At 64.5% G+C, this 13141-nt stretch carries 12 protein-coding genes; 5 read left to right on the forward strand and 7 right to left on the reverse strand.

The genetic code is table 11. The features are described from left to right. Positions 1 to 116 precede the first annotated feature (116 nt). A complete protein-coding gene (locus LB525_RS14870) occupies positions 117 to 1301 on the forward strand; it encodes an Mrp/NBP35 family ATP-binding protein (RefSeq protein ID WP_224545160.1) in 1185 nt (394 codons plus the stop codon). An 18-nt stretch (positions 1302 to 1319) separates the two neighbouring features. On the opposite strand, the gene LB525_RS14875 is transcribed toward LB525_RS14870, so the two are convergent. Then, complete coding sequence (locus tag LB525_RS14875) at positions 1320 to 1769, reverse strand: SRPBCC family protein (protein ID WP_224545161.1); 450 nt, start codon at positions 1767 to 1769, stop codon at positions 1320 to 1322. 150 nt (positions 1770 to 1919) lie between these two features. On the opposite strand from LB525_RS14875, the gene LB525_RS14880 reads away from it, so the two are divergent. Together LB525_RS14880 and LB525_RS14885 are read left to right on the forward strand one after the other, a co-directional pair. Continuing rightward, entirely contained in the window at positions 1920 to 3725 is a 1806-nt protein-coding gene (locus LB525_RS14880; protein ID WP_224545162.1) for an IlvD/Edd family dehydratase, read from the forward strand. Positions 3726 to 3856: 131 nt separating this feature from the next. Next, complete coding sequence (locus tag LB525_RS14885) at positions 3857 to 4255, forward strand: hypothetical protein (protein ID WP_224545163.1); 399 nt, start codon at positions 3857 to 3859, stop codon at positions 4253 to 4255. A 5-nt stretch (positions 4256 to 4260) separates the two neighbouring features. On the opposite strand, the gene LB525_RS14890 is transcribed toward LB525_RS14885, so the two are convergent. Further along, positions 4261 to 5850: a trimethylamine methyltransferase family protein gene (locus LB525_RS14890; RefSeq protein ID WP_140843876.1), complete on the reverse strand. Its 1590-nt coding sequence runs from the start codon at positions 5848 to 5850 to the stop codon at positions 4261 to 4263. 221 nt (positions 5851 to 6071) lie between these two features. Further along, positions 6072 to 7565, reverse strand: a complete 1494-nt coding sequence (locus LB525_RS14895; protein ID WP_224545164.1) for a PLP-dependent aminotransferase family protein — start codon at positions 7563 to 7565, stop codon at positions 6072 to 6074. Between the two features lie 427 nt (positions 7566 to 7992). Between LB525_RS14895 and pgi the strand changes: the two genes are divergently transcribed. Next, a complete protein-coding gene (pgi, locus tag LB525_RS14900; protein ID WP_224545165.1) occupies positions 7993 to 9636 on the forward strand; it encodes a glucose-6-phosphate isomerase in 1644 nt (547 codons plus the stop codon). A gap of 6 nt (positions 9637 to 9642) precedes the next feature. Beyond that, a complete protein-coding gene (locus LB525_RS14905) occupies positions 9643 to 10368 on the forward strand; it encodes an HAD family hydrolase (RefSeq protein WP_095766047.1) in 726 nt (241 codons plus the stop codon). Between the two features lie 26 nt (positions 10369 to 10394). Here the strand turns inward: LB525_RS14905 and LB525_RS14910 are convergent, their stop codons facing one another. From LB525_RS14910 to LB525_RS14925, 4 genes are read right to left on the reverse strand one after another with little or no spacing between them, the layout of a single operon-like run. Then, positions 10395 to 10949, reverse strand: a complete 555-nt coding sequence (locus LB525_RS14910) for a CGNR zinc finger domain-containing protein (protein ID WP_224545166.1) — start codon at positions 10947 to 10949, stop codon at positions 10395 to 10397. A gap of 12 nt (positions 10950 to 10961) precedes the next feature. Continuing rightward, positions 10962 to 11858, reverse strand: coding sequence for a DMT family transporter (locus LB525_RS14915; RefSeq protein WP_224545167.1), 897 nt, complete (start codon positions 11856 to 11858; stop codon positions 10962 to 10964). A 10-nt stretch (positions 11859 to 11868) separates the two neighbouring features. After that, the gene (locus LB525_RS14920; RefSeq protein ID WP_224545168.1) at positions 11869 to 12195 is read right to left on the reverse strand and encodes a hypothetical protein; all 327 of its coding nucleotides are present in this window, start codon (positions 12193 to 12195) and stop codon (positions 11869 to 11871) included. A gap of 40 nt (positions 12196 to 12235) precedes the next feature. Continuing rightward, complete coding sequence (locus tag LB525_RS14925; protein WP_224545169.1) at positions 12236 to 13114, reverse strand: alpha/beta fold hydrolase; 879 nt, start codon at positions 13112 to 13114, stop codon at positions 12236 to 12238. Between the last annotated feature and the right edge of the window lie 27 nt (positions 13115 to 13141).

The raw sequence follows: 13141 nt of genomic DNA on the forward strand, positions 1-13141 counted from the left end.
GGCCAAATCCGACACCATCCGTCGCTTTCCGGGGCACGCCAGGCGAGCCGTTGCGCCACGGCTTGGTTCCGCCGGCAAACTGCACTATCTGGAACGCCAAACGCCGAGGAAAGATCATGACCGTTACCAAGGAATCCGTCATCGAGCGCCTGAAGACGGTGAACGGGCCGGACTTCACCGGCAACATCGTCGATCTCGGCATGGTCTCCGAGATTTTCATCGCCGATTCCAAGGTCTTCTTCTCGATCACCGTTCCCGCCGCCCGGGCCCAGGAGCTGGAACCGCTGCGCGCCGCCGCCGAGCGCGCGGTGAAGGCTATCCCCGGCGTCGCCAGCGCGGTCGTCGCGCTGACGGCGGAGAAGAAGGGCGGCGGCATGGAAGCGCCGGTTCCGCCGCGTCAACCTTCGCAGGCTACACCGCAGCGGCCGACTCCGCAGCCGGCGCCGCAGCGCCCCGCGCCGCACGCGCCCGCCTCGCAGAGCCATGGCAGGCGCGGCGTGCCCGGCATCGACGCCATCATCGCCGTCGCCTCCGGCAAGGGCGGCGTCGGCAAGTCGACCACCGCCGTCAACCTGGCGCTCGGCCTTGTCGCCAACGGGCTGAAGGTCGGCGTGCTCGATGCCGATATCTACGGCCCGTCCATGCCCAGGCTGCTCAACATCCACGGCCGGCCGCAGACCGTCGACGGCAAGGTGCTGAAGCCGATGCAGAATTACGGTCTCAAGGTGATGTCGATGGGCTTCCTCGTCGATGAGGAGACGCCGATGATCTGGCGCGGCCCGATGGTGATGTCGGCGCTGACGCAAATGCTGCGCGAGGTCGAATGGGGTCCGCTCGACGTGTTGGTGGTCGACATGCCGCCCGGCACCGGCGATGCCCAGCTCACCATGGCCCAGCAGGTGCCGCTCGCCGGCGCCGTCATCGTCTCGACGCCGCAGGATCTGGCGCTTATCGACGCCCGCAAAGGCCTCAACATGTTCAAGAAGGTCGACGTGCCGCTGCTCGGCATCGTCGAGAATATGAGCTACTTCCTCGCTCCCGACACCGGCAAGCGCTACGACATTTTCGGCCATGGCGGCGCGCGCCGCGAGGCCGAGCGCCTCGGCGTCACCTTCCTCGGCGAGGTGCCGCTGGAGATGGGCATCCGCGAAAGCTCGGACGCCGGCGCCCCGGTCGTCGCCTCCAAGCCGGAGGGCGCCGAGGCAAAGATCTACCGCGTTATCGCCAGCAAGGTCTGGGAACGGGTCCAGGAAGAGCGCGGCGCCGCTGAAGCCGCCGTGCCGAGCATCGTGTTCGAATAACGCCCCTTCCTTTGAGGGTCAGGCGCCGACCTTCTCGCCGAACGTCGAGAAGAACTGCCCTGCCAATTTCTTCGATGTCGATTGGATCAGCCGGCTGCCGAGTTGCGCGATCTTGCCGCCGACCTCGGCCTTGGCGGCGTATTTGAGCACTGTCGAGTCCGCCCCGTCGGCGGTCAGCGTCACGTCGGCGCCGCCCTTGGCGAAGCCGGCAACGCCGCCCTTGCCTTCGCCCTGGATGGTGTAGGAATGCGGTGGCTTGAGGTTTTTCAGCGTGACTTCGCCGTTGAAGGTCGCCTTGATGGGGCCGATCTTGAGCACCACGGTCGCAGCCATGGCGGTGTCCGAATTCTTCTCGAGGCTCTGGCAGCCGGGAATCGCCACCCTCAGGATCTCCGGGTCGTTAAGGGCTTCCCACACTTTCGCGATGGGTGCGGCGATCCGCTCCTCGCCTTCGATCACCAAAGCCATCAAGACCTCCCGCATTGCTGATGCCGGTTGGTCGTAGCGCGCGCCCCGAAACAAGTCTATCGCACCAAAGTCCGGGTTCCGGCTGCGCCTGCCTCTTGCCTGTATGGACGCATTGTCCTATCGATTTGTCATACAAATACGGAGACCACCATGGCAGGCGCCCCCACCAAGAAAAAGAAATTTCGCTCGCAGGAGTGGTTCGACAATCCCGACAATCCGGGTATGACGGCGCTCTATCTCGAACGCTACCTCAATTATGGCCTGACGCGCGCCGAGCTGATGTCGGGCAAGCCGCTGATCGGCATCGCGCAGACCGGTTCCGACCTTTCGCCCTGCAACCGGCATCACCTCGAGCTTGCCAAGCGCGTGCGCGAGGGCATCGTCTCGATGGGCGGCATCCCCTTCGAGTTCCCCTGCCATCCGATCCAGGAGACCGGCAAGCGCCCCACGGCCGCGCTCGACCGCAACCTTGCCTATCTCAGCCTGGTCGAAGTGCTCTACGGCTATCCGCTCGACGGCGTCGTGCTGACCATCGGCTGCGACAAGACGACGCCTGCCTTGCTGATGGCGGCGGCGACCGTCAACATCCCGGCGATCGCGCTTTCGGTCGGCCCGATGCTGAATGGCTGGCACAAGGGCAAGCGCACCGGTTCGGGCACTATCGTCTGGGAATCGCGCCAGCGGCTGTCGGCCGGCGAGATCGACTATGACGAGTTCATGGACATCGTCGCCTCCTCGGCGCCGTCGACCGGTTATTGCAACACCATGGGCACCGCTACCACCATGAACTCGCTTGCCGAGGCACTCGGCATGCAACTGCCGGGCTCGGCCGCCATCCCGGCCCCATATCGCGAGCGCGGCCAGATTTCCTACGAGACGGGCAAGCGCATCGTCGAGATGGTGCATGAGGACCTGAAGCCGTCCGACATCATGACCCGCGAGGCGTTCGAGAACGCTATCGTCGTCAACTCGGCCATCGGCGGCTCGACCAACGCGCCGATCCACCTCAACGCCATCGCCCGCCATCTCGGCGTGCCGCTCGACAATGACGACTGGCAGAAGATCGGCCTCGACATCCCGCTGCTGGTCAACCTGCAGCCGACGGGCGAGTATCTCGGCGAGGACTATCACCATGCCGGCGGCGTGCCGGCAGTCGTCGCCGAACTGATGAAGGGCGGCCTGCTGCCGCATCCCGATGCCATCACCGCCAACGGCAGGTCGATGGGCGACAATTGCCGGGATGCCGTCAACGAGAATCACGACGTCATCCGCAGCGCCGACAAGCCGCTCAAGGCCAATGCCGGCTTCATCAACCTCAAGGGCAACCTGTTCGATTCCGCCATCATGAAGACCAGCGGCATCTCGCCCGAATTCCGTGAGCGCTACCTCTCCAACCCGAACGACCCGGAGGCCTTCGAGGGCAACGCCATGGTCTTCGACGGGCCGGAGGATTACCACGCCCGCATCGACGATCCGGCGCAGGGCATCGACGAGCACACGATCCTGTTCATGCGCGGCGCCGGTCCGGTCGGCTATCCGGGCGGCGCCGAGGTGGTCAACATGCAGCCGCCGGCCTACCTCATCAAGAAGGGCATCCACGCCCTTGCCTGCATCGGTGACGGCCGCCAGTCCGGCACGTCGGGCTCCCCGTCGATCCTCAATGCCTCGCCTGAAGCCGCGATCGGCGGCGGGCTGGCGCTGCTCAAGAGCGGCGACCGCGTCCGCATCGACCTGAAAAAGGCCACGGCCAATATCCTCGTCAGCGACGAGGAGATCGCCAAGCGGCGCGCCGCGCTGCAGGCCAATGGCGGCTATCACTATCCCCAGCACCAGACGCCTTGGCAGGAGATCCAGCGCGGCATGGTCGACCAGTTCTCGGCCGGCATGGTGCTGAAACCGGCGGTGAAATACCAGGACGTCGCCCATACCAGCGGCGTGCCGCGCGACAATCACTAAGCCTATACATTCGGCCGATCAAAAGGGGCGGCTTGCCGACGGCGAGCCGCCCTTTTCTGTTGCCCTTGTTTCATCTCCAAGGAACCCACAGATAAGCTCGACCTCGGCAGCTCAGGAAGCGACAGATCATCGTGGCGAAACGGCGCTCTTCCCTCGGCTTTCTCGGCATGTTCGGCCGCTCCGGCGATCTGCGCCAGCTCGACGACGCGTTGCGTGCGGCCGACTTGCATCCGGCGCTGGTACCAGAGGGCGTGAAACTCACCATCGTCAACCTGATGAACGACCGCTGGCCCGATGAGCCGCCGGCGGACGCCTATGCATCCGTGGCGCAGCTCTGCGGCTATTGCGTCGCCGGACGCCATGTGTTCGAGCAGGCCAACGGCCGCGAGCCGACATTGCAGGTCGAGCGCCGCATCGAGGCGGCGCTGGAGGCCGGCGACAGTTTCGACGCGCAGATCGTGCTGATGACGCTGCATGCCAAGCTGATCAACGCCGAGGTCGTCGAGCGCTATGCGCTGAGCGCGGAGTAGCGGTCCTAGCCGCCCATCTTGCTGCGCGGCAGCTTGATCATCTCGCCGAAGCGGGCGCGCAATTTGTCGTCGAGCAGGCGCGAGACGTGGCGCGGGAAGCGCTCGGCAAGCACGCGTTTCTTCTCCGCGATCGCCCGCGACAGGATGTCGGGCCGGCCCTTCTCGTTCCATTCCTTGGGCGAGAAACGGTCGCCGACGGCGGGATAGAAATACTCGGTCTGCATCAGCTTCAGCGTCTGATCGTTGCCGAGATAATGGCCGGGGCCCTTGAGGCAGACATCGGCGATGGTGTCGATCGACAGCGCGTCGTCGGTCACCTCGATGCCGCGCACGCAGCGCAGGCAATGTCCGAGCATGTCGTTGTCGATGATCAGGCTTTCGAGGCAGAAGCCGAGCAGCGAGGCATGCATGCCGGCCGATTCATAGACCAGGTTCAGGCCGGACAAGCCCGCCATGACATTGGTGATGCCCTTCTCATAGCCGGCCTGGATGTCAGGCAGCTTCGAGTCCGACATGCCGGCGGCCGAGCCGCCGGGCAGGTCGTAATATTGCGCCATCTGGGCGCAGGCCGCGGTCAGCACTGCTTGCTCCGCCGAGCCGCCCGACATGGCGCCGGTCCTAAGATCGGAGACGAACGGCCAAGTGCCGAAGATCGCCGGATGCCCAGGCTTGACGGCATTGACATAGACCAGGCCCATCAGCACTTCCGCGACCGCTTGCACGACGGCGCCGGCAATGGCGGCAGGTGCGGTGGCGCCGGCCTGGCCGGCCGACAGAAGCAGGATCGGAATGCCGCCTTCGACGCAGGCCTCCAACACGCCGCAGGCGTCCTCGGCGAACTTCATCGGCGGCACGACGAAGCAGTTCGAGTTCGACACGAACGGCCGCGCCCGGAAATTCTCCTCCCCGCCGGCGATTGCATAAAGCATTTCCAGCGCTGGCTTGACGTTCTCGCGCACGGTGAACGAGGTGCCGACATGCTTGGACGTCCCCATCACGCAGGCATAGAGCGTGTTGAAATCCATATCGAGCGGGTCGGGAATGTCGCGCGGCACCATGGTGCGCTGGAAGAAGTGGATGTTGTCCAACCCATCGACGAGACGGGCGGCGTCGTAGAGGTCCTGCAGCAGCGATTCGCGATATTCGCGCTTCTCGACATCGACCAGATGCACCGCCGCGCCCGCCGTGCCGTAATGCACGCGTTTGCCCTGGATCAGCATGTCGTGCTTCGGATCCTGGCCATGGAGGGTGAAGTTGCGCGCCGCCTTTTTGATCGTGTCCAGCACCAAGGCGCGCGGCAGCCGAACGCGGCCGTCATCGCCATGGGTGGCGCCGACCCGGGTCAGCGCCTCGATGCAGGACGGGATGGCATTGGCGAAGCCGACCGTTTCCAGCAGCGTCAGCACCGCTTCGTGGATGCGCTCGCGGTCGTTCTGGCTCAATGGGCCATAGCTGCCGCCTTCAAGCCCCGGCCGCACCGGACGGATGTCGTCGGCCAAGGGCGCTGCCCGCATCGCGCGGCGCGCTTCGCGCCCGCCGGAACGCCGCGAACGCTGGTCCGACGACGATTCCTGCTTCTCGAGAGCCACTGACATGGAAGCACTCCACCTTTTGTCTTTTTCTGCGCGGCGCACGCGGCGGTTGGTCCACCATCGGCTGCCTCGTCCCCTTCTGGCTCCGACTATGCCGCCGGCATTGGCACAGCCTATGGGCCAAGCAATGCCGTCGAATATGCCAGAGTGCTAAAGCGGCAAACATGCGCCCAAACAAAAAGAGCCGGCGCGGTGCCGGCTCTTTTTCAGGAGGTCTGTGGCGATCAGGCGGCGGCGGGCCTGCGTCCGGCGGCGGTAGCGAGTTCGCGGATGCCCGGCTCGATATGCTGCAGCGAGATCGAGGAGATGCCCAAGCGCATGAAACGAGAGGGCTTTTCGCTGCGATCGAAGAACCGGTCGCCGGGTTCGATGATGACGCTGCGCGAAGCGGCCGCTTCCGCAAGGCCGCGTGAATCAGTGCCGCGCGGCCCTTCCAGCCACAGCGATGTGCCGCCCGCCGAGTCGGTCGAACGCCACTCTGGCAGGAAAGCGGAAATCGCATGGACCAGACGCTTGCGCCGTTCGTCGAAGGCGGTGGAAAGCCTGCGCACCAGCGCCTCGTGATGGCCGAGCGACAGGAACAGCGCAACGGCGCGCTGGTTGTTCGCCGGCGGGTGCCTGAGCATGAAGCGGCGCAGTGCGCGAAGCTCGGCGATCAGCCCGGCCGAGGCCACGATGTAGCCAAGCCTGAGACCCGGAGCCAGCGTCTTCGACATCGAGCCGACATAGATCACGCGGCCGGAACGATCGAGGCTCTTCAGCGCCTGCTGCGGCGCCTCATCGAGCAACTGGCTGTCATAGCCGTCCTCGATGATAATCTGGTTGTTGCGGTTGGCGCGTGCCAGGAGATCCTGCCGCCGCTCCGCCGCCAACGGCACCATGGTCGGGCAGTGGTGGCTGGGCGTGACGAAGACGAAGCCGGAATCGCTGGGGATCGCCGAGGTCACGATGCCCGACTGGTCGACCGGAACCGGCTGGATATCGGCGCCGGCCAGCCGGAAGATCGAGCGGGCGTCGGGATAGCCCGGGTCTTCCATGGCCACCTTCGAGCCCTTGGTCATTAGCAGCGACGCAAGCATGTAAAGCGCGTTCTGCGCGCCCAGGGTCACGATGATCTCGTCCGGATTGGCGAAGATACCGCGCCGCGGCAGAAGCCTGGCCTGGATCTGTTCGATCAGCAGCGGGTCGTCGCGATCCACCATGTCGGACGCCCAGTTGCGGATCTCGAGCACCGCCAGCGCCATGCGGTTGCACTCGCGCCATTCGGCGGTCGGAAACAACGCCGGATCGAACTGGCCGTAGACGAACGGATAGGAGGACTTGATCCAGTTGTCGTGCTTGGCCGGCGGCGGCATGTCGCTCGCGGCGATCTGCCGGCGCGCCTTCCAGTCGATCTCATTCTGCTGGTCGGGCGCCTTCTGGTGCGGCTTGGCGGGAGTGGCCAGCACGTCCGGATTAACGAAATGGCCGCGTCGCTCGCGCGCCACCAGGAAGCCCTGGTCGACCAGTTGCTGGAAGGCAAGCACCACCGTGCCGCGGGCAACCCCGAGTTTTTCCGCAAGAATTCGGCACGACGGCAACGGCATCGAGGCGGCGATCTGTCGGTCGAGAATGGCCGCGACGATCGCCTGGCGGATCTGCGCCTGGAGGGTTTGGCCGGATTCAGCCGAAATCCGGAACAGGCCGGACCATATGGCCGTGTCATTGCGCTGTGGCATGGGAAATCTTCCTCGGACGGCCAGCTGTTTTCACTTGGCTGGACCAGTGGAGTGTATGGGTGGCATAAGGGGTTGCGCCAATCAATTTTTCTGATCGCTGGGATTTATGCCAGTGATCTATCAAGCGCGACGCGAAGCGTCGTCGCCGCACGTCAGGCGCGATGCGCAGCATCCAAGCGCGATGCGCAGCATCGTCGCGGCACTGTCCCAAGGCGCGATGCGACAGCATCGTCGCCCTCCGCCCAGCGCCCCGCCGCGAAAGCCCCGCACCTCACCATCCAACACCGCCTCTCATCAAAGCGTGAATGCGGTGCGGCAAAGCCGCGCTTGAACGAAATGGAAATCGGCTCGATAGAATGACGCGCCGACACGCGCCGGAAACATCCGGCCTGTTAAAATGGTCTAAAAACCCGCCAGGAGCCCGCCAGTGGATCAGTCAGCCTTCGACAAGCAGGTCACCGCTCTGCGTGAGCAGCGTGCGGCGGCCAGGGGCACAATGCGCGAGGCCTTCGCCGCCGATCCCAAGCGCTTCGAGGCATTCTCCGTCACCGATGGCGACCTTCTGCTCGACTGGTCGAAATGCGCGGTCGACGCAAATACGATGACGATGCTGGAAAAGCTCGCCGCCGCCGCCGATCTCGCGGGGCGCCGCGCCGCCATGTTCGAGGGCAAGAAGATCAACATCACCGAGAACCGCGCCGTGCTGCACACCGCGCTGCGCAACCTGACCGGCAAGAGCGTGATCGTCGACGGCCAGGACACGAAGGCCGATGTGATCGCCGTGCTCGACGCCATGGGCGCCTTCGCCGACGCCATCCGCTCCGGCAAGGCGGCCGGCGCCACCGGCAAGAAGATCACCGACATCGTCAATATCGGCATCGGCGGCTCCGATCTCGGCCCGGCGATGGTGACGCTGGCGCTCGCGCCCTATCATGACGGACCGCGCGCGCATTACGTCTCCAATGTCGACGGCGCCCATATCCATGACACGCTAAAGGGTCTGTCTGCCGAGACGACTTTGTTCATCATCGCCTCCAAGACCTTCACCACGGTCGAGACGATGACGAATGCGCAGACGGCGCGCGATTGGGTTCAGAAGGCGTTGGGCAAGGAAGCGGTCGGCAAGCATTTCGCCGCCGTCTCGACCGCCCTCGACCTGGTGGCGAAGTTCGGCATCGAGCAGGACCGTGTCTTCGGCTTCTGGGACTGGGTCGGCGGCCGCTATTCCGTCTGGAGCGCCATCGGCCTGCCGGTGATGATTTCCGTCGGCCCCCGCAATTTCCGCGCCTTCCTCGACGGCGCGCATGAGATGGACGAGCATTTCCGCTCGGCGCCGATGCAAAAGAACCTTCCGGTGCTTCTGGGGCTGATCGGCTGGTGGCATCGCGTCGTCTGCAAATATCCGGCCCGCGCCGTCATCCCTTACGACCAGCGCCTGTCGCGCCTGCCGGCCTATCTGCAGCAGCTCGACATGGAATCGAACGGCAAGAGCGTCACGCTGGACGGCACTGCGGTCGCCACGCCGACCGGCCCGCTGGTCTGGGGCGAGCCCGGCACCAACGGCCAGCATGCCTTCTTCCAGCTCCTGCATCAGGGCACCGACTTTATCCCGGTCGAATTCCTCGCCGCCGCCGTCGGTCACGAGCCCGAATTGAAACACCAGCATGATCTTTTGCTCGCCAACTGCCTGGCGCAGTCGGAGGCCCTCATGAAGGGGCGCACGCTGGAAGAGGCGCGCGCCCAGACGCTGGCCAAGGGCATGAAGCCGGCCGACGTCGACCGCATCGCGCCGCACCGCGTCTTCTCGGGCGATCGCCCCTCGCTGACCATTCTCTACAGAAAGCTCGACCCGCGCACGCTCGGCCGGCTCATCGCGCTTTACGAGCACCGCGTCTTCGTCGAAGGCACGCTGTTCAATATCAATTCCTTCGACCAATGGGGCGTCGAGCTCGGCAAGGAACTGGCGACAGGCCTGCTGCCTGTCGTGGAAGGCAAGGAGACTGCCGCAAAACGCGACGCCTCGACTGCCGGGCTGGTGGGACATATCCACCAATTGCGCGGCGCGGAGTAAACGGGATTGGCGGATATCAAGGGAATATTGTTCGACAAGGACGGCACGCTTGTCGACTTCAACGCAACCTGGCTCGGCGTCGCCGACTTCATGGCGATGGATGCCGCCGAGGGCGATCGCTGGAAGGCGGATCGGTTGCTCGCCGCCGCCGGCTTCGACTTCGTCACGAAACGCTTCAAGCCGGATTCGATCTTCGCCTCCGGCTCGAACATGGACGTCGTCGAGCTCTGGTTTCCGCGCCTGTCCGAGGAGGACCAGATGCACGCCGTTTCCCGCTTCAACGAGATCACCTCGGCGCAAGGTTCGGCTATGGCGGTCGCGCTGCCGGGCGTCGTCGACTCGTTGCGGGCCTTGCACAAACGATCCTATCGCATGGGCGTCGCCACCAACGATTCGACCAGCGGCGCCGAAAAGACGCTGGCTACGCTGGGCATCGCGCAGCTCTTCGATGCCGCCTTCGGCTATGACGCCGTTGCCAACTCCAAGCCGGCGCCCGACACGGTCGTCGCTTTCTGCGACCTGACCGGGTTGAGGCCCGGCGAGATCGCCATGGTCGGCGACAACCGACACGATCTCGAAATGGCCCGCGCCGGCGGCTGCGGCCTGGCGGTGGGGGTGCTCTCCGGCACCGGCACGCGCGACTCGCTGGCGCCGATGGCGGACGTCGTTCTGGACTCGGTCGCCGACCTGCCGGATTTTCTGACTGCGCGGGTGAACGTGCCGGCGGGTTAGACCAGGCGCCGTCCCAGGAAGACGCCTCAATCAGCCATTCTCCGATGCGACTGCTTCTTGGCCCGATTGCCGCAGCTGTTCATCTCGCACCACCGTCGCGAACCGTTCTTCGTGCGATCTATGAAAAGCCAGCGGCAGTCGTGCGGCGGGCATTGTTTGAGACGCGATAGTTCGTCGCCGCGAAGCAGGTCGAGAGCCGACCACGCGATTGCCCCGATGATGCGATTGGCGCCTCGGAAATGCAACGACACCGGCGATCCAGCGAGCGCGGCGGTTCTGAGCGCTTCGGCCGCGTATTTTCGGATGGTATCGAGCGCGGCAGCGGGAGGTTCGTCGCCGTGAGCTATTGCCGCGCCGGCGTCGTTTACGGCGCGGCGAAGGGCGAGAACGTCTTTGACCAAAGCTTTGTGGTCGGCCGAAGGAAGGGCGAAATCATCGTCGATCAGGCCCGTTTGCCTTGACCACGCCAGGATGTCCGCCGCCGTCGCAAGATGGTCGATTTCCCGGTCGGTGCCGCGCCGACTGATGGTGTTGGCGAGGTCAAGAGCCAGATTGCCGGCGATACGATGGGGAAATGACATTGGCGACGGCTTTCATTTCCTCGCTGCATTGGGGCGGTCGCGCCCAAACAACGCCAATCCTGCGGCTACCAACAACAGTGCGGCGCCGCCAATCTCGGCCGCTCCGACCTCTTCGCCGAACAGCCAAACGCCTACGGCCAGTGCAATGATGGGCGAGATGAAGGCATAGAGCCCGGCGCGGGCGGTGCCCCATTGTTCAAGCAGACGCAGATAGATCGTGTAGGCTACGATGGTTCCGAGGAGGGAGAGGAACAACAGGCTTGCCGCAGCCGGAGCGACGTCGATTTTTCCTGGCAGCGTCGCCGAAACCTCGCCCAGAAGGAACGAGACGACGATCAGCGCCGCGCCGCCGAGAACGGCGTGGATCGCGGTGAGCGTCAGGGGCTTGATCGGGCCGATCAGCGGCCGCGCAATGACGCTCCCCGCGCAGTAGCACGCCGTGCCGGCCACGATAGCGGCAAGGCCCAATCCGTTTCCGGATTCCTGCTCGACAAGACGCGTCCAGAAGAGGCCAAGGAGACCTGTGCAGCCGAGCGCCAGCGCCAGGCCGTGCCGCCAAGTGGGCCGCTCTTCTCTGAGCAGGACTGCCAAGCCAAACAGAAGCACCGGAACCAGCGCGAGATTGACCAAGCCGGATAGGCCGGACGGGACCGTTTGCATGCCCCAGAACAGCAGTCCGTAGGTTCCGGCATTCGTCAGCAGGGCCGATATGATGACTCGCATCGACCGGCCTTCCGCGAAGGCCGATAAGGCTCCCTGTGTCCAAAATGCCAGGATTCCCGCGGTCAGCAGATAGCGCAGCCCCGCCAGAAGGATCGGGGGAACGCCGGCCTCCAGGCCGATCTTGACTGCCGCCCAGGTCAGCCCCCAGATCAGCGCCATGAGCCCGAACAGGGCGAGGTTGCTCATGACGGCAACGTCAGCGCAGATTCTGATCGTCGACGAGGATGCGATGGATCTCGATGCGCTCGGGCAGTTCGATCAGAAACTCGGCGTCGCGGTCCAGATGATGGACTTTGATCGGGTCGCCCTTGGTGAATGCGGTCATCGCTTCGATGTCGGGCCAGTAGGAGATGGTCGTGAACCAGGTCTCCTCTTCCCGGTCCTCGCGAAAGAGCTGGACGCCGAGCGCAGTCTGCCGAAGCGAAGGAATGCCCTCTGCCTTCAAATAGGTTTCGTAGCTGTTCGCGACATCGCGACGGGTGCGGCCGCGCCAGATGCGTGCGATGGTTGGTTTCGTCGCCATGTTCGTCTCCTTGGGTTCCGGGTTTCGCAGAGAGCCGTGCCTACGGCAACGTTCGCGAGAGGAAGTCGCGCACCAGCCGCAGGGCTTCCTCGAAATGTGTTTCCAACAGCCAATGGCCGGCATCGTCGAGGATATGGAGTTCCGCATCCGGGAGATCGCGACGATAGGCGAGCGCCGACTGCTCGGGCATGTAGCCGTCCTGCGGTCCCCAGACGATGAGTGTCGGCGGACGGTGCTCTCGCAGATAGGATTGGTATCGCGGGAACCATTCGATGTTCTGCTCGAGCTTTTCCATCAGCCGGACCGACACCGCCTTCCGGATCGGTGTGTTCATCAGCGGCCAATGCAGCTTCCACAGATCCGGAGGGACGCGGCTGGCGACGTCCTGAGATATCTCGCCGATGAACTCCTTGCGGAATCCCTCCTCGCTGACCGCCTCCTCGAGTGGACGGTGCCTCTCTGCCGATTTGTCCACCCACCAGGCTTTGATCGTGTCGTATTTCGGCCCGAGCACGTCCTCGTAGATGTCACCGTTCTGGATGACCAGGCCCGCGATCCTGTCGGGATGCGCTATCGCGTGACGGAGGCCGATCTGAGAACCGTAATCGTGGAGCCAGAGCGCATAACGCTCCAAATGCAGCGCATCGGCAACGTCAGCGAGAACGCCGGCATAGGCATTGAAATCATAGTCGAACTCGGCGGGGTCCGGTGTGTCGCTGTAGCCGAATCCAGGCCAGTCGAAGGCTACTGTCCGCCAGCGGTCGGCCAGGCCCGGCATCAGGCGTCTGAACTGGTAAGACGAGCATGGGTAGCCATGCGGCAAAAGAAGAACGGGAGCATCGGGCGGCCCTGCTTCCCGCAGAAATATCGTGTGGCCGCCGATCTTTGATCGACGGTGATTTGTGTCGTGGATTTCCATGACTGCTCCGTCTCTTCGTTCTATCCG

It is taken from the genome of Mesorhizobium sp. CA16 (genome assembly GCF_020165175.1).
In the GTDB taxonomy this organism is placed as follows: Bacteria; Pseudomonadota; Alphaproteobacteria; order Rhizobiales; family Rhizobiaceae; genus Mesorhizobium.